At 44.1% G+C, this 20,463-nt stretch carries 17 protein-coding genes; 13 read left to right on the forward strand and 4 right to left on the reverse strand.

All coding sequences use genetic code 11. The annotated features are described in order from the left end of the window. The first annotated feature begins 86 nt into the window (after window positions 1-86). From MHI27_RS10785 to MHI27_RS10830, 10 genes are all read left to right on the forward strand, one after another. The gene (locus MHI27_RS10785; RefSeq protein ID WP_076298481.1) at window positions 87-1,406 is read left to right on the forward strand and encodes a glycoside hydrolase family 125 protein; all 1,320 of its coding nucleotides are present in this window, start codon (window positions 87-89) and stop codon (window positions 1,404-1,406) included. Then, window positions 1,403-4,552, forward strand: a complete 3,150-nt coding sequence (locus MHI27_RS10790) for a beta-galactosidase (protein WP_405176229.1) — start codon at window positions 1,403-1,405, stop codon at window positions 4,550-4,552. Before MHI27_RS10785 ends, MHI27_RS10790 begins: the two co-directional genes overlap by 4 nt. A gap of 45 nt (window positions 4,553-4,597) precedes the next feature. After that, a complete protein-coding gene (locus tag MHI27_RS10795; RefSeq protein WP_405176230.1) occupies window positions 4,598-7,351 on the forward strand; it encodes an alpha-mannosidase in 2,754 nt (917 codons plus the stop codon). Window positions 7,352-7,502: 151 nt separating this feature from the next. Beyond that, complete coding sequence (locus tag MHI27_RS10800) at window positions 7,503-8,264, forward strand: IclR family transcriptional regulator (RefSeq protein WP_149644031.1); 762 nt, start codon at window positions 7,503-7,505, stop codon at window positions 8,262-8,264. Further along, window positions 8,264-9,037, forward strand: a complete 774-nt coding sequence (locus MHI27_RS10805; RefSeq protein WP_405176231.1) for an SDR family NAD(P)-dependent oxidoreductase — start codon at window positions 8,264-8,266, stop codon at window positions 9,035-9,037. Before MHI27_RS10800 ends, MHI27_RS10805 begins: the two co-directional genes overlap by 1 nt. A 36-nt stretch (window positions 9,038-9,073) precedes the next feature. Next, on the forward strand, window positions 9,074-9,985 hold the full coding sequence (locus MHI27_RS10810) for a fumarylacetoacetate hydrolase family protein (RefSeq protein WP_405176232.1): 912 nt from the start codon (window positions 9,074-9,076) through the stop codon (window positions 9,983-9,985). 28 nt (window positions 9,986-10,013) lie between these two features. Further along, window positions 10,014-10,874 carry an amidohydrolase family protein gene (locus MHI27_RS10815; RefSeq protein WP_405176233.1) on the forward strand — a complete coding sequence of 287 codons (861 nt, stop codon included), beginning with the start codon at window positions 10,014-10,016 and terminating at the stop codon, window positions 10,872-10,874. Window positions 10,875-10,877: 3 nt separating this feature from the next. After that, on the forward strand, window positions 10,878-11,648 hold the full coding sequence (locus tag MHI27_RS10820; RefSeq protein ID WP_405176234.1) for an SDR family NAD(P)-dependent oxidoreductase: 771 nt from the start codon (window positions 10,878-10,880) through the stop codon (window positions 11,646-11,648). A gap of 26 nt (window positions 11,649-11,674) precedes the next feature. Continuing rightward, window positions 11,675-11,998: an L-rhamnose mutarotase gene (locus tag MHI27_RS10825; protein WP_341060393.1), complete on the forward strand. Its 324-nt coding sequence runs from the start codon at window positions 11,675-11,677 to the stop codon at window positions 11,996-11,998. A 36-nt stretch (window positions 11,999-12,034) separates the two neighbouring features. Next, the gene (locus MHI27_RS10830) at window positions 12,035-13,132 is read left to right on the forward strand and encodes a mandelate racemase/muconate lactonizing enzyme family protein (protein WP_076283076.1); all 1,098 of its coding nucleotides are present in this window, start codon (window positions 12,035-12,037) and stop codon (window positions 13,130-13,132) included. Between the two features lie 251 nt (window positions 13,133-13,383). Here the strand turns inward: MHI27_RS10830 and MHI27_RS10835 are convergent, their stop codons facing one another. Then, window positions 13,384-13,821, reverse strand: a complete 438-nt coding sequence (locus MHI27_RS10835) for a MarR family transcriptional regulator (RefSeq protein WP_076283391.1) — start codon at window positions 13,819-13,821, stop codon at window positions 13,384-13,386. A gap of 260 nt (window positions 13,822-14,081) precedes the next feature. On the opposite strand from MHI27_RS10835, the gene uvrA reads away from it, so the two are divergent. Together uvrA and MHI27_RS10845 are read left to right on the forward strand one after the other, a co-directional pair. Beyond that, a complete protein-coding gene (gene uvrA, locus MHI27_RS10840) occupies window positions 14,082-16,595 on the forward strand; it encodes an excinuclease ABC subunit UvrA (protein ID WP_076298610.1) in 2,514 nt (837 codons plus the stop codon). Window positions 16,596-16,875: 280 nt separating this feature from the next. Further along, the gene (locus MHI27_RS10845; RefSeq protein WP_076283074.1) at window positions 16,876-17,406 is read left to right on the forward strand and encodes an HAD family hydrolase; all 531 of its coding nucleotides are present in this window, start codon (window positions 16,876-16,878) and stop codon (window positions 17,404-17,406) included. A 135-nt stretch (window positions 17,407-17,541) separates the two neighbouring features. Here MHI27_RS10845 and MHI27_RS10850 read toward each other — a convergent pair whose 3' ends face one another. From MHI27_RS10850 to MHI27_RS10860, 3 genes are all read right to left on the reverse strand, one after another. Then, window positions 17,542-18,111: a YdeI family protein gene (locus tag MHI27_RS10850; RefSeq protein ID WP_405176235.1), complete on the reverse strand. Its 570-nt coding sequence runs from the start codon at window positions 18,109-18,111 to the stop codon at window positions 17,542-17,544. A 3-nt stretch (window positions 18,112-18,114) separates the two neighbouring features. Next, window positions 18,115-18,630, reverse strand: a complete 516-nt coding sequence (locus tag MHI27_RS10855) for a DinB family protein (protein WP_405176236.1) — start codon at window positions 18,628-18,630, stop codon at window positions 18,115-18,117. A gap of 79 nt (window positions 18,631-18,709) precedes the next feature. Beyond that, window positions 18,710-19,621, reverse strand: a complete 912-nt coding sequence (locus MHI27_RS10860) for a YafY family protein (protein WP_339802616.1) — start codon at window positions 19,619-19,621, stop codon at window positions 18,710-18,712. A 214-nt stretch (window positions 19,622-19,835) separates the two neighbouring features. On the opposite strand from MHI27_RS10860, the gene MHI27_RS10865 reads away from it, so the two are divergent. Beyond that, window positions 19,836-20,462, forward strand: a complete 627-nt coding sequence (locus MHI27_RS10865; RefSeq protein WP_405176237.1) for a TetR/AcrR family transcriptional regulator — start codon at window positions 19,836-19,838, stop codon at window positions 20,460-20,462. The last annotated feature ends 1 nt before the right edge of the window (window position 20,463 follow it).

The raw sequence follows: 20,463 nt of genomic DNA on the forward strand, positions 1-20,463 counted from the left end.
GGTAACGCAAATAGGATTAGTGGAGACGGGCAGCTATGCTGCCCGTCTCTCTATCTATACTCATTTTTATCAAGAGGAGTGGAAATATGGAACAATTCAGACTGCCAACCATCTCAATGCCGAAGCTTCCGCTTCCACAAGCGATTCAAGAAGTATTGAACGAAGCAGAGGAGAAGTTAGCTCATCGCCCTAAACTATTGCAGCTTTTCAAGAACTGCTTTCCGAATACACTTGAGACTACGACTAAGCTCATGGATGATGGAACAACATTCATCATTACTGGTGATATCCCTGCTTCCTGGTTGCGAGATTCTGTGGAGCAGGTTATGCACTATGTGCCATTTGCGAAGAATGATCCGGATCTTCAACGTATCATTAGCGGTCTAATTAAACGACATATTCAGTATATACATATTGATCCGTATGCCAATGCGTTTAACGAAACAGCGAATGACTGGCATTGGAGCACTAGCGATATTACGGAAATGTCCCCTTGGGTGTGGGAACGTAAATTCGAGATCGATTCTCTCTGTTTTTCTATGCGTCTGGCTTATGCCTATTGGAAAGAAACGGGGAAAACTGATATATTCGACGCCGGATTTAAGGCAGCAATGGTCAAAATATACAATTTATTTAGAACAGAGCAACGCCATGCTGAATTATCTCCTTACCGCTTTATGCGTAATAATGGAATACCTGAAGATACGTTACGCAACAACGGTCTTGGTATGCCTGTAAATTACACGGGGATGGTCTGGTCCGGGTTCCGATCAAGCGATGATGCTTGCGACTTCCATTACAATATCCCGGGGAATATGTTCGCCGTTGTTGCATTACGTCATATGCAGGAATTCGCAGAATGGGTATTCCGTGATCTTGAATTTCTAAAAGAGCTTAAAGCATTAGAAGCGGACATTGATCATGGAATCAAGCTGTATGGTATTTATCGTCATCCGAAATTTGGCCCAATATACGCCTATGAGACCGACGGCTACGGCAACTACTGCTTGATGGATGATGCGGGAACACCGGGACTCATGTCGATTCCTTATCTAGGCTATGTTACAGCAGATGATGAGATTTATCAGAATACACGCCGATTTGCGCTGAGCAAGGAGAATCCTTTTTACTTCGAAGGAACAGCAGCGAAAGGGATTGGCAGTCCACATACTCCGAAAGATTATATCTGGCATATGGCATTGTCTATGCAAGGTTTGACGGCTTCCACGAAGGAAGAGAAGCTGGACATGCTTGCGATGCTAGAGTCAACGGATGCGGGGACTGGTTTTATGCATGAAGGATTTCATGTCGATGACCCGAATATGTTCACTAGAAAATGGTTTGCCTGGTCCAATAGTCTGTTCTCCCAACTAGTCTATAAATCGATGAAGGAAGGACTACTATGAGCAGACCTGTAATCATATTCTATGATTCTGATTTCCCAATTTCCAATTCGATTCCTAGTGACGCGATTAAATCCATGCGTGAGTTCGGTACGATCGTGAATGCGAATCAGCTTTCAGCAACGCTTAAGGAAAGCGAAGGTGGATGTTTCATTAATCTGCATGCACCCTATTTCCCAAAAGCGGCATGGATAGACATTCTTGGATATTTGCAAAGAGGTGGTGGACTGATCAGCATTGGAGGTGCCCCCTTCAAACAACCCGTTCGCTGGAAAAATGAACAATGGCATGTGGAAGTGGAACAGACCTCTTATCATCAAGAGCTGTCTATTCATGAGGTACTGCGTGTTGATTGTTCTCGCAACCAGTCCTTGCTTGCATCAGATGTCATTCCTCTGCTTAAGGGGCAAGAAGCTCTTTTTATAGCGAGTGAAGAGACATGGAACCTTGTGCCACATACGACGAAGACGAGTGATTTACCCCATCAAATGGGGTCAGCAGGTCCGATGAGCACACGGATTTACCCGCTTTTGAAGGGAATTACGCATGAGGGGCGGGAAACTGCTGCTCCAGTAGTTCTTTGGGAGAATACGATTGGTTTATTTGCAGGCTCACGCTGGCTGTTCGTAAATACGGCTGCAACGGCTTCTTTATGGAAGGAAAAAGGGCTGTCCGCGATGTCTGAGTGGGTTCGTTTCTGTAGTAAGGGTGTAACGGAAATGTGGGTTAAGCCAAATTACGCTTCATATGAGTCAGGAGAACGGGCTTCTCTGACACTTCAGATTCAGCAGCTTGAGCGGGTAAAACCTTCTTTGCGAAATGAAGACAAATGGAAGTTTACAATGCATGTTGAGCATGAATCCGATCCCTCCTTACATTGGTCCCATTGTTTAGAGATGAAGGCTAATGCTGAGCTTAACATCGTTCGGGTGCCTATTCCTCTGGAAATTAGGAGTGGTCTGTTCCAAGTGGTCTGCGAAGCGGAAGCCAGTGATGGTGAAGTCCGCATTCTACGTCAAGGGTTCTGGGGGCATGCCCCTGAACTTCTGGCAGCAGGTGAACCGGTAACGAGTGGAAGAGATTATTTCATAAAAGATGGGCGTCCGCTACCTGTTGTGGGAATGACTTATATGACGAGTGATGTGGCACGAAAATTTCTATTTCTGCCGAACGTTGGGGTATGGGATCGCGATATGGGTCAAATGCGGAAGGCAGGGATTAACTGGATCCGAACAGGAATCTGGACTGCTTATCGTAATGTGATGCAAGACGATGGTCATGTTTCAGAAGAGGTACTGCGAGCGATTGATGCCTTTATCATGACGGCGAAGAAGCATGATCTTCAGGTGACTTTCACGTTCTTCTCCTTCACACCGGAAACGTGGGGTGGGGTAAATCCTTATTTGGACCCACAAAGTGTTGAGGCTCAGAAGCGTTTCATTCGTTCTATTGTATCTCGTCATAAAGCGTCTTCGAATGTAGATTGGGATCTTATTAATGAACCGTCGATGTTTGATCCGGCACGTATTTTCTCGGATGGTCCGAGTTCATGTCATGATCGCTTCGAGCAACAAGCTTTCATAGAATGGCTTCGACATAGACATGGGGAAATCGAAGTACTACAGGAACGTTGGAATATGACACCCGCACAGCTTCCGGACTTTGCATCGGCAGGGTTGCCAGAAGCGAAAGAGATGAACTTCGATGTTCAGGATATGCACAGTGCTAAAAGAGGGACGCGTTGGCTTGATTATTGCTTGTTCTCCATGGATATGCATAACCGGTGGGTGAGGCAGTTATATGACACCATTAAGGAGCAATGTCCAGATCAGATGGTTACGGTTGGGCAGGATGAAGGGCTAGGGGCGCAGCGACCTTCACCGTTCTTCTACGAGGAGACGGTGGATTACACCACTGTACATTCCTGGTGGTTTAATGATTATCTGGTGTGGGACGGCATCTTTGCCAAGACACCTAATAAGCCAAACCTAATTCAAGAGACTGGCGTCATGTATGTAGAAACTCCTGATGGACGAGCCAAACGTTCGGAGCTGGAGCTGCGAAATCTACTCGAGCGCAAATATGCCTATGCGTTTGGAACTGCTGGTGCGGGGGCCATACACTGGATTTGGAATACGAACTTCTATATGGATAATGCGAATGAGTCCCATATCGGAGCATTGAGAGCAGATGGAACCGAAAAGCCAGAGGCGGATATCTCTTATGACTTCGGGAAGTTTATAGAAGGCATTCGTGACGTATTTGGAGATCGGAAACTGGAAGAGATTGCTGTGGTGTTTCCGTATTCGAATGATTTCTCTAACCGGAAGCTGGCTTTCGCTGCTACAACAGAGCTTACCCGTATTCTTTCATATGATCTAAAGATGCCTTTTAGAGGGGCTTCTGAATACCACCTAGATGATTTGGAGAACCATCCTGTGAAGCTTATTATACTGCCAAGCGCGCATAACTTCGATGATGCAGCGATGGAAAGGTTGTTACACATCGTTGAAGAGACAGGTGCGGTATTGCTTGCTACAGGCCCGCTCGACATTGATGCTTACTGGCGTTCTTCAGAGCGCTTAAGTGATATTCTTGGCAAGCGTGAATTGCGTAATGTACGCCGTGAAGAAGTGCTTAGCCTTCAAGGCCAACAACTCCCCGTCTCCTTCGGTCACCGAAGGATTGCTGAGGTATCGAAGGAAACGATGATTCACGAATCCGGCGAAAGCGGAAGCTCTACTATAGACTCAGTCATAAACATCCCGCTTGGCAAGGGTCGACTCCTATGGAGTCCACTGCCCGTTGAATTGAGCGACCGAAGTGATACTACATTTGCACTGTATCGCTACGCGCTCCATGCTGCTCATGTGGAGTGTGACTTGGAGTGGATTAGCGGAGGGGACTTAGTAGGTATCTACGGACGGAAATTGAGCTTTGCTACGGGAGCTCTCTTCACCTTCGTATCGGAATATGCTCAGGATGCGAAGATCGAGGTGAAGGATTCAGCCACTGGCCGAACCTACGCGTTCTTGTTGGAACAGGAACGTTCAGTCCTGTTTGCTACGGACTATAAAGGTGATCTTCTTGGTGTGTATCGCCAGCAGGAAGTTGAAATTCATATAACTTATCCACATCTACTACATTAAGCATCTTAGTAGAGAGTACGTATTGCATATAAGGAGGTCTTCACATTGGATCGTTCAGATAAATCTATTAAACCTCAGACTGCCCATATTATTTCTCATACTCACTGGGACCGGGAATGGTATCTTCCATATGAAAAGCATCATGTACGCCTGATTAAACTGGTCGATGAATTGCTGGATCGATTGGATGAGGATGGTGAATTTAAGAGTTTTTATCTTGACGGACAGACAATCATTCTGGAAGATTATCTTCAAGTTCGCCCCGAGAATCAAGATCGTCTACAAAAACATATTACGGAAGGTCGTCTACTGATTGGACCTTGGTATATTCTGCAAGATGCTTTCCTTACCAGCGGAGAGGCAAATGTACGTAATATGCAGATTGGTCATCAGGATTCGAAGCGTTACGGTGAACCTTCTAAGATCGGTTATTTTCCGGACACCTTTGGTCTAGTGGGTCAGACTCCACAATTAATGAAGCAATCAGGCATCAATAATGCCTTTTTTGGAAGAGGTGTAAAGCCGACTGGATTCAACAATACAGTATCGGACGGTGGATATGAATCTTCGTTCTCCGAGCTGATATGGGAAGGTCCGGATGGATCGAAAGTGCTTGGAATTCTATTTGCGAATTGGTATTCGAACGGAAACGAAGTGCCAGTGAATGAAGCAGAGGCAAAAGAGTTCTGGGAGAAGAAGTTAGCAGATGCTCGGAAATTTGCCTCTACAGGCGAGTTATTATTCATGAACGGCTGCGATCATCAACCGGCTCAACTGGATTTGCCGGAGGCTATTGAAACTGCGAAGCGGTTATATCCAGATATGGAGTTTATCCATTCCAACTTCCCTGATTACCTTAAGGCTGTAGAGGATGTAATGGATCACAACAATTTGTCGACCGTAAAGGGCGAACTGCGGAGCCAGCACACTGACGGATGGGGGACGTTAGTGAATACCGCATCTGCTCGTGTCTATTTGAAACAGATGAATCAGGAAGGGCAAGTCTTGCTTGAAAAGGTAGCTGAGCCACTCGCTTCATTCGCACATGTATTGGGCAAAGATTACCCTCATCATCTGTTCACCTATGCCTGGAAGACGCTAATGCAGAATCACCCTCACGACAGCATTTGTGGCTGCAGCGTGGATGAGGTACATCGCGAAATGGTAACCCGGTTTGATAAAAGCCGTCATGTAGCAGAGACCATTGTTGATGATAGTAAGCGCATGATCGCTGAAGCTGTGGATACGTCCGGTTTTGCAGCATTTGGTGAAGAAGTGCTTCCGTTAGTAGTCATGAATATGACAGGGTGGAGACGCACGGGTACAGTGAGCATAGAAATTGATACGGCACGTCTATATTTGAGAGAGGGTTTCTCTCTAGAAGAAACGGCCAGCCGTATGAAAGATATTGACTTAAACGGTCGTGAATTAGTAGACGATCAAGGGAATGCCATTACATGCCAGATGGAGGATTTGGGTCTTCAGTTTGGTTATGATTTGCCTGACGATAAATTCCGCCAGCCCTATATGTGCCGCCGAGTAAGACTTACCTTTGAAGCTGGGCAAGTTCCGGCGCTGGGTCTTCGTGCATATGCGTGGGTTCGTCGTGCTAACGCAGGGTTGCCTATAGCTCCTGAATCTTTGCTTCAAGGGGATCGGGTGTTGGAGAATGAGGCCATCAAAGTAGTGATCCATGATAATGGTTCATTTACGCTAAGTGACAAAGCCAGTGGCATGACCTACCGTGATCTTGGTGTGTATGAGAACACAGGTGATATCGGGAATGAATACATGTATAAACAGCCAGAGGGTGAACAAGCTTTAACGACCAAGGGACTACAGGCGAATATTTGCGTTCTGGAAAATACACCTTATCGAGCATCTGTGGAAATTAAGCATGACTGGGAGATTCCAGCCTCAGCAGATAATAAGCTGGACGAGGAACAGCGTGCCCTTGTGTACTACCCGGAGCGGAAAGCGCAGCGCAGTAGTGACACAGTCATTCTTAAACTTCGTACCGTAATTAGCTTGGAGCGGGGCGGGAAGGGGCTGCATATCGAAACGACGATAGACAATAAAGCCAAAGATCACCGGATTCGTGCGCTATTTCCGACAGATTTGAACACCGCCACACATCATGTGGATTCGATGTTTGAGGTTGCGGAGCGGAATATTGAGCCAGCTACAGAATGGATGAATCCGAGTAACACGCAGCATCAGCAGGCCTTTGTTGATATCAGTAATGAAACAGCCGGTCTAACCGTCGCTAACTTTGGATTAAATGAATATGAAGTGCTAAGAGACGGTCATAACACCATTGCGATTACACTACTCCGTAGCGTGGGTGAACTGGGAGACTGGGGTTTGTTCCCAACTCCAGAAGCGCAATGTCTCGGAGAGCACATTGTACGTATGGAGCTCATCCCACACACAGGAGATGGTATAACCTCAGGTGCTTTTGCTGAAGCTTATCAATTCCAGATTCCTTGGGTCGTATGTCAGACTGATGTACATGAAGGAGCGATTGCTCCGGTGTATACTCCATTCGAATGGGAGAGTCAGGAGCTCGCATTTTCCTCTCTAAAAATGAACGAGCAGACTGGAGACCTACTGCTTCGCTGGTACAACATGAGTCAGCAGAGTACCGACCTGACCATCCGTTCAACGATACCGCAGCAGTATTTCTATAAGACGTCGATCCTGGAAGAGGAGAGCCACCCACTCTCTAGCGAAGAGAAAGGTAGTTCGGCCTTACAGATCGGTCCATGCGAAATTGTAACGATTGGTATTCGGAGATAATATGAATATAAAGACGATAGTTAACCTAGGTATCAGCTTAGGAGCTATCGTCTTTTTTTTGAAAAAAAAGATTGCCAAATATAACTAATAAAATTAAAATTAGTTTGTATAGAAAACTTGGTTTTGTATAATGTTTGAAAGAGGTGTTCACATGGACAAAAAATATTGGGTGCCTGCTTTGGAGAAAGCAGACGGTATTCTACGCCTTGTATCAGAGGAACCCTATAAGCATCGATTAATTGATTTATCCAATCAGCTTGGTATCCATAAGAGTTCTATGTATTCTATTTTGCAGACTATGGAAGTACTTGATTGGGTGAATAGAGATACTAACGATACTTATGCCGTTGGCTCCGCTGCGGGAAGGTGGGGAGATTCCTACTTGCAAGGTCAGGACTTAATCTCATCATTTCACCGAGAAGCTACCGCCACAAGAGATCGTCTGCAAGAGACGGTTCAGTTGGCCAGACTTGAAGGTAATGAAGTATTGTATCTAGCTAAGGAGGAAGCGCCGACTATGGTCAGGCTAGCATCCGGCCCCGGTATGAAGTTCCCTGCACATGTGACTGCACTTGGAAAATTGCTCCTGTCGTTCATTGATGATAAAGATCTGGATTCATTGTACCCGATTCAAGAATTAACGAGCGCTACAGAGTATTCATTGAAAACGAAGGCGGATCTGGTTAAGCAACTGCGAATCATCCGTGATGAGGGGATTGCTTTCGATGAGCAGGAAGTTATCGTTGGGTTCAGCTGTGTTTCAGCCCCGATCCTATCTAAATCAGGTGAGGCTATCGCAGCAGTGAGCTGTACCATGCAGCAGCATATCTGGGAGAAAAAGAAGGATGTTGCGGAGGCTGAAATTCGTCATTTGGCGAATCGGTTATCGCTATACCAAGGAGGCAATCATTAATGAGATTAGCCAATAAAGTCATCTTAATTACGGGATCAGGTTCAGGGATCGGGAGAAGCACGGCATTGCTGTTTGCTCGTGAAGGTGCAACAGTAATTGTGAACGATTTAGATGAAGCTAGAGGTATAGAGACTTTGAAGGATATTCATGCAGATGGAGGAAAAGGTCATTTCATCCATGCGGATGTGACCCATGCTGAATCTGTAGAGCAGATGGTAGATCAAATCATTGAACAATATGGTCATATAGATGTGCTTTTTAACAATGCAGGGATTAGCGGAGTAGGCGCTTTGCATGAAGTTGAACCGGATGCATGGGAACGGGTAATTCAGGTTAATATTCGGGGGGTATATTTGCCCTCCAAATATGTGCTTCCTCATATGATGAAACGAGAATCTGGCAACATCATTAATATGTCCTCTTGCGTCGCAGAAATCGGGCTCGCCAGAAGAGCTTCTTATTCAGCTACCAAAGGAGCGGTATTGGCCCTGACGAAATCCATGCAAGTAGATTACGCAGCATACAATATTCGTGTAAATGCCCTTTTACCAGGTACAATCCTAACACCGTTCGTTGAGAATTACTTAAAAACCTCTTACGATAATCCGGAAACTGCGATTGCGTCAATTAAGAAGCGTCAGCTTAGTGAAGAGCTCGGCTTACCTGAGGATGTTGCCCAAGCCGCCTTATTTCTCGCTTCGGATGAATCAAAATTTATGATGGGTTCTCCTCTCTATATTGATGGAGGCGCAACTTTTGGGAAAAATGCCTGAACAGCATTAAAACGATAAAAGGAAGGGGAATTAATAATGAAGTTATTAACATTCGTTAACAATGGTGATTACCAATTGGGGGTCGTAACAGAAAAAGGGATACTGGATGTTGCAAGCGCTTTAATAGATTTGCCTACACAGCATGGGTATTCCGTACCTATGACCGTTCACGAAGTCATTGACGGTGGTGAGGCAGCGGCTTCGAGGTTGGATCAATTCACAACTCAAGCACTGGATATGGCTGGAGAAGACTGTTCATACCTATTAGATGAAGCGAAGTTGACGCTCGGTCCATGCGTGACTCATCCAAATAAAATCATCTGCGTCGGTCTTAACTATCGCAAGCATGCGGTGGAAACGAACGCAGCAATTCCTGAGTTTCCGATATTGTTCAATAAATTCAATAACACGTTGACGGGACATGGCGACGATATTCCCCTTCCAAGAGTGACGAAAAAAGTTGATTACGAAGCAGAGCTTGTTATCGTTATCGGCAAATCAGCTAAGTACGTTACGAAAGAGGACGCGTTTAACCACGTATTTGGTTATTGCAACGTAAATGATTTGTCCGCACGGGACTTGCAGCTAAGGACTCAGCAATGGCTGTTAGGCAAGTCATGTGATAAATTCTCTCCTCTTGGACCTTATCTAGTTACAGCGGATGAAATCGAAAACCCGAATGATTTAGAGATTAAATGTACAGTCAACGGAGAAATCCGCCAGCACTCCAATACGTCAGATATGATTTTCCAATGCGATGAGATCGTAAGTTATATTTCGCAACATATGACGCTTGTTCCTGGAGACATCATTCTGACAGGAACACCAGAAGGCGTCGTCCTCGGTTATCCGGTAGATCAGCAGATTTACCTGAAGGATGGTGATATCGTCACGATTGAGATTGAGAAGCTCGGCAAGCTGACGAACCGGCTCGTTAAGGAAGACTGACAATGTACTCAATTTGTGAGGTGAAAGCATGAGAATTGATGCGCATCAGCATTATTGGCAATTAAGTCGAGGAGATTACGGATGGCCTACACCAGAAGTTCCATTACTATATCGAGATTTTATGCCTGATGACCTGACAGAATCATTATTACGACATGGAATCACGAAAACCATTGTTGTTCAAGCAGCGGCTACTGTTGAAGAAACTGAATTTCTACTAAGTTTATGCGAGACCCATGATTCAATAGCTGGTGTTGTGGGCTGGTTGGATTTAGAGCAGGACAATTTTGCGGAAACCTTTGAACTTTTGCGTAAATATCCTCATTTTATTGGCCTCCGATTGATGCTTCAAAGTATTGATGCTGATGAATATTTGCAACGTCCTCATGTTATTCATCATTTAAAATGGTTAGAGACGATGGGATTCCCTGTTGATTTATTGATCCATGCTGCACAATTCCCAGCCGTATTGAAATTGCTCAAGCTTGTGCCAAATTTACATGCGGTCATTGACCATATAGGTAAGCCACAAATTTCCCAGCAAGAATCCTCACCTTGGCAAGAGTGGGTTACGGAGGTCGCGCAATATTCGCAGATGTATTGCAAGCTTTCAGGTATGGTTACCGAAGCAAATATGGCGACCTGGGTAGAATCTGACTTTAACTTTTATATCAAACACGTCATACAGGCATTTGGACTAAACCGAGTCATATTCGGTAGTGACTGGCCAGTGTGCCTGCTTGCAGCAAGCTATGATCAAACAGTAAGCATTTTGTTAAACAATTTACCTGAAGCGCTTACAGAGCGAGAATTAGACGATGTTTTTGGCAATAATGCGATCCGCTTTTATCAATTGGAGACATCACATTTTATTGAAACTGGAGTGTAGCCTATGCAATTACAAGGGAAAGTCGTTATTGTTACAGGCGGTGGCTCCGGGATTGGCGAAGCGACTGCCAAATTATTTGCCAGTGAGGGTGCTAAGGTGGTCATTGCGGACTGGAATGAAGCTGAAGCAAAAAGAGTAGTTGAGGATATTCATTCAGTTCATTGTGGGGATTCTGTTGCTTATGCTGTGAAAACAGATGTTTCATCGGAGCTAGAGGTTAAACAATTGGTAGAATGGGTCCTAAATAAGTTTGGCAAGATTGACATTCTATTCAATAACGCAGCTGTTGTATTGCCGAAGTGCTTAGAGGATATTTCTGAAACAGAATGGACTCGTACCTTGGATATCAATTTGAAGAGTGTCTATTTGATGATTAAATTCTGCATTCCTTCGATTAGAGAAAACCGTGGCTGCATCGTGAATATGGCTTCATTAAGCGGATTGGTAGGCCAAAAGCAAAATCCGGTATACTCGGCTTCAAAAGGCGCAATTATTGCAATGACTAAAGCATTAGCGTTGGATTATGCGAACGATGGAGTTCGTGTCAATTGCATATGTCCAGCAGGTGTAATGACGCCTTTATTAGAAGAGTGGATCGGTCAACAGCCCAATCCGGCAACTACAATACAAGATTTGATCGATATGCATCCATTGGGAAGATGTGCTTCAACGGAAGAGATAGCTAGAGCCGTGTTGTATTTAGCGAGTGATTTATCCGGATTTGTTACGGGTGTAGCGCTCCCTGTTGATGGTGGAGCAGCCTTAGGTTATTAATGAGTTATTGGAAAGGGAGGGGCGGAATGACTCGATATGGGAGTGTTATTCATGTCAAGGATGAGAAGCTGGAAGAATACAAAGCGTTACATGCATCTGTATGGCCAGAAGTGTTGGATAGATTAAGGAAATGCAACATTAAGAACTATTCCATTTTTTATAGAGACGGCTACTTGTTCAGTTATTTTGAATATACAGGGGATGACTATACGGCTGATATGGCCATCATGGCTGAAGATCCTCGTACACAAGAATGGTGGAGCTTAACAGATCCTTGTCAGTATCCTGTGAAGTCTGCATTAGAGGGTGAATGGTGGGCGAGTATGGATGAGGTTTTCCATTTGGATTGAGTATTCATTTCATTTAAAGCTAGGGAGATGAAAAATATGAAAATTACTAACGTAGAAAGCTTCGTCTTACACGTACCGATTACACCACCAATAACGGATGCAATTAATGTTGCTACGCATTGGGGACTTGCAGGCGTTCGGATTTTTACAGATGAGGGTTTTGTGGGGTATGGGTATACAGGAACTTGTGCACATGGTGATGATATGATCGTTGATACGATTGATCGTTATTACGCTCCTTTATTAATTGGCAAAGATCCGTTTATGGTGAAAGAGATTTGGGATGAGCTGCGTTTTGGAAAAATGCATTGGATTGGTAGAGCGGGAGTTACTCATATGGCGTTGGCAGCAGTAGATATTGCACTTTGGGATATTATGGCGAAGGCTTCCAATAAACCTTTGTGGCAGTATCTTGGAGGACATAAATCCAAACAAATAAAAGCTTATAATACAAACGGCGGCTGGTTGAACTGGTCCAAAGAACGTTTGATTAAGGACGTTACTGAAATTGTAGAGCAGGGCTTCACTGGAGTCAAAATTAAAGTGGGTAAAGCAGATTCACATGAGGACTATGATCGTTGCAAAGCTGTTCGTAAGGCGATAGGAGATCAAACCATCTTCATGATCGATGTGAACCAACAGTGGAATATCAATACAGCGATGACATGGGGGAAGAAGTTAGAGGAGTTTGATTTGTTCTGGTTAGAAGAACCCTTAAATCCAGATGACATCATGGGACATAAGAAGCTGGCCGATGCATTAAATGTACCTATTGCGTTAGGTGAACATGTCTATACGAAATATGCATTCCGGGATTATATCCATCAAGGGGCACTTGAATATTGCCAAGTAGATGTAACACGTGTTGGTGGGATTACGGAATGGCAACAGGTTGCAGGTTTAGCCGCTTCATACGATATTCCGATTTGTCCGCATGTTGGTGATATGGGGCAAATTCATCAGCATTTGGTTGCAGCAACACCAGGTGCGATCATGCTGGAATACATTCCTTGGATACGCCATATTTTTGTGGAGCCGGCTACTGTAGTTAATGGGCACTACATACTACCTCAAATGCCGGGTGCATCAACGGAGATTATACCAACGCTGTTTGAGCAGTATCGCGTGAGATAATGAAGTGATGCTTCACAAAAAGAAGAGGCCTATGCGAGCAATCGCATCGACCTCTTTCTTTTTAGTGAATCTTCTGTATCCGAACAATCTTGCTTTGATTATCGTCTTTTAAATGATGCTTTAAGCCTACGCTCATAAGTGCTTGACTGCTATACAGTCTTTCCAGTCCGTAAATTCGGAACATGAACAACAAACCCCGCTTTATGCATGTTATATGCAATAAGCGGGGTTTGTTGTTTTTAGCATTTGAGTCAAGAAGAAGACTTACTACGCGTTGGGGAACTGATATGATCAATCTGCTCGTCTAGAACGGTGCTGGCTTTGCCTAAAAATTGTGAAATGAGGGCCAGTTCTTCATCCGTATAGGAAGCAGCCAATTTAACCATAGCGGTATGAAGTGGCATGTACGTGTCAATGACATCTTCTTTATTTTCATACAACGGGACAATAATTACTTTACGGCGATCATTAGGGTCATTTTGTCTGCGAACGTATCCGTTTTTTTCGAGACGATCTATTAATGCAGTAACACTACCTGTGGCAAGTCCAGTTAGTTTGGACAGCTCTCCAGCGGTAATGGGGCCTTTTTCACGCAGGATATCCACAGACAAAAAATCATTATTGTATAACCCAAGAGAGGCGGCTACGTTTTGCTGGTATACCACCGTTCGGGTTCCCAGACCACGCATGAGTAAGGTAAATTGTTCTTGCTCTGGTGTAGGTTGTGCTTGTTCATGGCTTGACAAAGGATAACGCCCCTTTTAAAATCTTTATATCTCGTTAATCAAGATATTTGATTATGAAGTTATTTTAAAATGTGTTATTTTACAAATACATTCTATCGAATTAAGCATACTTTTGCAAAAAAAGTAGTATGACAGCATTCGTAAATGGTTATGGATAAGAGATATATCTATGTGTGATTGCTTTAATTGAGAGGGGAATCATTGTGAAAGAAGCTATTGTTATTAAAGGTGCACGAGAGAACAATCTGAAGAATGTCTCGCTCACGATTCCTAAGTATAAGCTTGTTGTTCTGACGGGACCTTCGGGATCAGGAAAATCGACGTTAGCTATGGATACACTTCAGCGGGAATGCCAAAGACAGTATTTAGATTCCATGGGCATGACTTCAGATACGATCAGTAAACCAAAGGTCGAGTCCATTGTTGGACTGTCTCCATCCATTAGCGTTGGACAGCATGTTACGAATCGTAATCCACGCTCGACAGTAGGGACTGTAACTGACATCTATACCTTTGTCAGGTTTATTTTTTCTAGATTAGGGGAGCGGATTTGCCCTTCTTGCAATGGTAGCATACCACCTTCTTTTGAAGCGAGGGGGCTACTAATAGAAGAAGACGAGGAAATGGAAGGTCAGTCGATGGGCTGTCCGCATTGCGGAGCTGAGCTTGAGAAACTTGGCATGTCACATTTTTCCTTCAATAAGCCGGAAGGGGCTTGTGAAGCTTGTGGTGGACTTGGGTCTGTGGCGACTATAAATGAAGCAGCGGTATTTAATCCAGAGCTTAGCATGAAAGAGGGGGGAGTAGCTTCTCTGAATGGCGTTCATCGGGATATACAGATGCGGATATTAGTAGCGGCGGGAAAACATTTCGGATTTGTGTTTGACCCGGATCAACCGTTGAAGGATTACGGTGAGATTCAGCGTGATTTGCTCTACTACGGTGTGGAGAGTGAAGCTTTTAAACGCCATTTCCCTAATATTAAGCCAATCCAAGGGACGAAGTTTGAAGGTGTTATACCCGGTTTGTGGCGGCGGTATAAGGAGAAGGAAGGGGAGGCTGGTACGCAGGAGAAAGATGGCGGATTTTTTCATGAGCAGCAATGCCCGGAATGCCTAGGAGCTCGCCTGAAAAAAGAAGTTCGTCTAGTTCGAGTAGCTGACGCATCGATCATAGATGTATCCGACTGGTCGCTTAGTGAGGTATATGAGTGGACGAAAGGACTGGAGGCGGCACTGCCTGCCGAAGGTCTACATCTACTTGAACCGATCCTTCATGATATGCCTACTAGACTAAAGCGGATTATCGATGTTGGCCTAGGTTATCTTTCCATGAACCGGCAGACAGTCTCTTTATCTGGCGGGGAAGCACAGCGCCTGCGTCTAGCATCACTGCTGGGTTCAGGGTTGACCGGTGTGTTATACATTCTGGATGAACCGACGACGGGACTACATCCTCGGGATACAGTTGGCCTTATTCGTGTGCTTCAGGAGCTGCGTGATCTTGGGAATACTGTGCTCGTTATTGAACATGATATTGAGATGATGCGTGCTGCGGATCATATTATTGATATGGGTCCAGGTGCTGGATTGCATGGTGGAATCGTTGTTGGTGAAGGTAGTTTAGAAGATTTGATGGCAAGCGAGCTTTCGGTTACAGGAGCTTATCTCAGAGAAGAGCGTCTCGAAGTTCCCACACGTATTCGCCGAAAAGGGAACGGAAAGCAGATCACTATCCGGCAGGCACAGTACCGGAATATTGATATTCAAGAAGTCTCCATTCCACTTGGTTGTCTTGTATCTGTAACAGGGGTTTCGGGTTCGGGTAAGTCCACGCTTATATTTGATATCCTTGCGCAAGGAAGCTCTAATGGTCATGAACAAACAGGCTGTAAGGAGATTACGGGTTTAGGTGAAGTCGGGAGCATTGTGATCTTTGACCAATCACCCATGGGTAGAATGCAGCGTTCTAATGTAGCGACCTATACCGATGTATTTACACATCTGCGTCAGTTATTTGCGGCTTTGCCAGAGGCGAAGAAAAGAAAACTGACCTCCAAGCATTTCTCTTTTAACACACCGGGGGGACGGTGCGAAACCTGTCAGGGACTTGGTGTATTGTCCGTAGACATGAACTTTCTGCCTGATCTAGAAGTAAAGTGTCACGCCTGCAAAGGAAGACGGTTTACGGATGAGGTCTTACAGGTGAAGTATGATGGCTTCTCTATCTCAGATCTGTTGGACATGTCTATACAGGAAAGCTTGCCGATTCTTAAGTCGGAGGCCAAAATGGCCGGTATTATTGAGACGTTGTGTGAGGTGGGTCTTGGATACCTTAAATGGGGACAATCTGTCAAAACCTTATCAGGCGGCGAGGGACAGCGGATCAGGCTGGCCAAAGAGCTGAGCAAGCCATCTAAAAATCATACGCTCTATTTGCTGGATGAACCAACGACAGGTCTACATCCGTCAGACATCAAGCAACTTCATACCTTATTGAGCAAATTGGTAGATACGGGAAATACGGTTGTTGTTGTGGAGCACAGCTTAGAACTGATTCGGGAGTCTGACTGGGTGATCGACATTGGCCCTGAAGGGGGCACAGTTGGAGGTAAGCTTGTAGCTGAAGGCACACCGGAGCAGGTCGCTGAAGTACAGGAATCTTATACAGGGATGTTCTTGAAACGGATTCTGGCTGAGGGCTTTAATCCACTTTAAATCAGATATCCATTTGGAAAAAAGAGAGTGCCCCGAAGCCATAGAATTCATGGCTTCGGGGCAATTCTTTGTGTGTTCCGGCGTATTCACCAACCCTAGCATTGAGCGGCAGAAGACGAAGCATCTAAACCTCCAAGAAAAATGAATTGAATTTATTGCTGTCGTCATAGTAACATTAGGTTAAGCGCTTAACTTATGTGAAGGGAGGATGCAATGACTACAATCCATCTCTCTATCATTGCAACTCACCCATTAAATAAAGAGGACGGTTATTGAGAACATGGACGAGAAAAGGTTAATTATCTTTTTTGACAGCGGAGATACCATTGTTGATGAATCGACTGAAATTAGGGATGAAGAAGGAATCGTACGGAGTGCGGATCTGATTCCGGGAGCAGATATCACGATTCAAACCTTGCATGAGAGAGGATACACGCTTGCTCTGGTTGCAGACGGTGATGCGCAATCCTTCAAAAATGTATTTAAGCAGCATGGACTAAACGATTATTTCAGCGCCATGATTATTTCCGAGAATATCAAAGCAGTCAAGCCAAGCCCGCGCATGTTCAAGGCAGCTATTGGTGCGCTTGATTTGTCTGAAGCGGATTTCTCCCGTACCGTTATGATTGGCAACAATCTTAGCCGTGACATGAAAGGGGCCAATGCGCTAGGCATCACCAGCATTTTTCAGAGCTGGACGCCCCGTTATTCCCATGAGCCGGCAGATGAGTCTGAGCGTCCGACGTATACAGTTAGTGAGCCGCTGCAATTGCTAGAGTTGATTGAGAGGCTGAACGCTGAGCTCAAGTAAGCTGGTGGTCGTTCATTATGCTATTTTTTCATATTTAAATACAAAAAGAGAAACCCAAGGTCATGAGAATGACTGGGTTTCTCATCTTTTTAATCAATCTGCAAGAGTTACAAAGCAATCTAATGATCTAGCAGCTTAATAATCTAGAAGGCGTCCATGATCATGCCATTGACCATACATTTTATTTTCTTTAGTGTTTGTTATAAATTTATCTAATTTACTCTTAAATAATTCTGGTTGATGTTTATTACTTTGTATCGTGTCGATCCTGACTCTTTTATAAAGAGCGGGAAAGGCTAAGAAATTCTCATATATCTGCTGTTCCTCTTTTAGCCTTTGTTCTATAACCCTATCGATTAAAAAAGAATCAGGGTCCATATCAGGAAGTACCTTTCTTCCTTCAGCGGTCATTAACCCCAGCTTTTCGAGGCGGCGGACACGTTCTTTATTCAATTCTGTCCAAGAGCTTCGTTTACTTCTGGGAGACAGTCGCTGCGCCAGCTCCGTTTCAGAAATTTTCTTTTTCAATCCATCAATCCATCCAAAGCACAAACTTTCCTCAACCACGTCCAAATACAGCAACGTCTCTTGGTTTGGCGTCATACTTACGAGTACCCAACAAGATTGTTCGGTCTTACAATTTTCCTGAAGCCAAGCTCTTAAATGTTCTCTCGATTTCACTGTAATTAGATTTTCAATCTGCATAAATTAAATAGCTTCCGCAGGCATCTGATACCAAAAAAGGGAATAGTCGTTCATGGTGGAAGAGTGTCCTAACTGACGTAACATAGTAGATATATTACCTCTATGATAAGTCCCGTGATTGGCGGCATGAAGCACAATTTCTGATAGACGTGTTTGCCGGATTCCAACGAATGGGTTATCAAGTAGAATAGTCTGCTCCAAATCGGTTTGGTTTTGTAACCATTTTTTGTATTGTTCAGATAGCTGGGCAAAAAGATTAGCGTATTCATCAACCGAATTTAGAATGCTCATATTTAGCGGGATACTTTTTTGAAAAGCCTCAGGCATACCAGTGCCTGTTAAAACCAGATACCACATCGTATCAACCGCATAGATATGGCTAAGGGCATGAGCGATGGTGGGAAAAGAGCTATTCACTTCTTGATTTAGCACAGAGGGAGAGAGTTGCTTGATTCTTCCCAAGATCGTTTGGTTCGCCCAAATGTGGTAATTAAACATTTCTACTGGATGATTGGTCATTGTAGGATCTCCTTTTGAGTTGTGATAGATTATTTTGTAGCTGTTGTTAATATAAAAGAAGAAGTATGACAGCAGACTGTCATACTTCTTCATAAAGATTTAGGGTATTTTGCAGCTGCTTTTTTAAGATACCTCGTAGTGCAAGAGGCTCGAGGACTTCAGCGCCGCTGCCGAAACTTAGCAGAATTGACCATAGCCAGCGGGCTTCCAATGGTTTATACACAGGAATTCGCATCGTCATGCTCTCATCGGTATGAAATTCCTTATCCACCTGGTGAAATTGATCCAGCGCTTCTGCCAAAGCCTCAGGTCCCACCCGGATTACGACTTCCTCAACCTGATCGGCCCTGTTTGAACAACCGGCCTCTATGGGTACCTCATGTTGGGAATGAAAGGTATTCTGTGTCAGAAGCAAATTCATCATCCGGGATAGCCGGAACTCTCGATAATCCTGTCGTTCCTGGCAATAACCATAGATGTACCAGTTGCTATATTTAAAATGAAGCTTTACTGGTTCCATATTACGGGCTGTGCGTTCGTTTTTTACATTGATGTAATCAAAACGGACGATATTTCGTTCCGTAATAGCCGTACGTAAAAGAGAAAGTGCATCGGGATCCATACGACGAGTTTCAAAATCCACCGCTAGACTAGAAGTCTGTTGTTCTGTTCCAATCGTTTGCAGCCGTTCAATGGTTCCTTGCGCTTGCTCGTCTTCAAACACGGAAGAGAGACTGTTCAGCACGGTAATCAAAGAAGTGACATCATACGAACGGAGAAGACTTTTATCCATTTTATATCCGTCCATGATGCCATATCCGCCTTTAGTTCCCTGATACGATACGACCGGGATGCCTGCGGCACAAATGACATCGATATCCCTATAGATAGTTCTCTGGGAAACCTGAAACTCTTCAGCCAGCTTGGAGGCAGATAAAACTTCGTGGTTCAACAGCTTGTAGATCATAGAAATCAAACGTTCCAATTTCATTTGTGTATTCCCACCCATTAGTCCATTTCGTGTTACTGCATGATTATAGCATAGATTTTTCAAGCTAATTTGGGGGAGGATTTTGGTGGTGTTGCACAGGAAAGTACTAATCGTATCTCACAGAGAAAAAAAGATTGACAAAATATGGTTGGTGGGTTAACTTGTGAATATAAAATAAAATTATTCATAAAACCATAAAAGCGAGTTGAGATGTATGCCTAAGAAATTCACAGAACAAGAAAGAGAATGGATTAAACATAAATTGTTGACAGAAGGTCGCCGCTGTTTTGAAGTACATGGCATTAAAAAAACTAGTGTTGAAGAATTAACAAAAGCTGCCGGGATTGCGCAAGGTTCGTTTTACATGTTCTTTGGATCGAAAGAGGAATTGTTCTATCACATATTGCTTGAAGAGGAACAACGAATTCGTAGTACAATGTTCGATTCATTTAGCGTAGGCGTGCCTGTAAATAAGGAAGAAATCAGATTATTTTTACTGAAATCTTTCCGCATGATGGAAGAGAGTCCGATCGTCCGCCAGATGTTCGTAAGAAGCGAAATGGAGCAGCTATTAAGAAAGTTACCTAATGAGTTGTTGGAACAAAATTTTACAGAGGATAAAGACTTTTTTATTCCTTTCATTCAATCATGGCAAGCCGAAGGTATCATGGTTGGGATTGACCCGGAATTAATCGTAAGCATGATTCGCTCTGTAGTCCTTCTGTCTTTGCATAAGGAAGAGATCGGTGATGAACGCTATCAGGCAACTATAGAGCTTTTGATAGGGGTTCTGGCTGAGGGGATGACTTCTTTGAAGGATAATAAGACTGGGGGAGTATGAA

It is taken from the genome of Paenibacillus sp. FSL H8-0261 (assembly GCF_045040645.1).
GTDB lineage: Bacteria > Bacillota > Bacilli > Paenibacillales > Paenibacillaceae > Paenibacillus_AQ.

Bases quoted from the DNA above. Each gene is read 5' to 3' on its own strand.
- MHI27_RS10865 (WP_405176237.1), top strand. From the start codon at position 19,836: ATGCCTAAGAAATTCACAGAACAAGAAAGAGAATGGATTAAACATAAA.
- MHI27_RS10850 (WP_405176235.1), bottom strand. From the start codon at position 18,111: ATGCAGATTGAAAATCTAATTACAGTGAAATCGAGAGAACATTTAAGA.
- MHI27_RS10855 (WP_405176236.1), bottom strand. From the start codon at position 18,630: ATGACCAATCATCCAGTAGAAATGTTTAATTACCACATTTGGGCGAAC.
- MHI27_RS10790 (WP_405176229.1), top strand. From the start codon at position 1,403: ATGAGCAGACCTGTAATCATATTCTATGATTCTGATTTCCCAATTTCC.
- MHI27_RS10810 (WP_405176232.1), top strand. From the start codon at position 9,074: ATGAAGTTATTAACATTCGTTAACAATGGTGATTACCAATTGGGGGTC.
- MHI27_RS10845 (WP_076283074.1), top strand. From the start codon at position 16,876: ATGGACGAGAAAAGGTTAATTATCTTTTTTGACAGCGGAGATACCATT.
- MHI27_RS10860 (WP_339802616.1), bottom strand. From the start codon at position 19,621: ATGAAATTGGAACGTTTGATTTCTATGATCTACAAGCTGTTGAACCAC.
- MHI27_RS10835 (WP_076283391.1), bottom strand. From the start codon at position 13,821: ATGCGTGGTCTGGGAACCCGAACGGTGGTATACCAGCAAAACGTAGCC.
- MHI27_RS10800 (WP_149644031.1), top strand. From the start codon at position 7,503: ATGGACAAAAAATATTGGGTGCCTGCTTTGGAGAAAGCAGACGGTATT.
- MHI27_RS10830 (WP_076283076.1), top strand. From the start codon at position 12,035: ATGAAAATTACTAACGTAGAAAGCTTCGTCTTACACGTACCGATTACA.
- MHI27_RS10825 (WP_341060393.1), top strand. From the start codon at position 11,675: ATGACTCGATATGGGAGTGTTATTCATGTCAAGGATGAGAAGCTGGAA.
- MHI27_RS10815 (WP_405176233.1), top strand. From the start codon at position 10,014: ATGAGAATTGATGCGCATCAGCATTATTGGCAATTAAGTCGAGGAGAT.
- MHI27_RS10805 (WP_405176231.1), top strand. From the start codon at position 8,264: ATGAGATTAGCCAATAAAGTCATCTTAATTACGGGATCAGGTTCAGGG.
- MHI27_RS10785 (WP_076298481.1), top strand. From the start codon at position 87: ATGGAACAATTCAGACTGCCAACCATCTCAATGCCGAAGCTTCCGCTT.
- MHI27_RS10820 (WP_405176234.1), top strand. From the start codon at position 10,878: ATGCAATTACAAGGGAAAGTCGTTATTGTTACAGGCGGTGGCTCCGGG.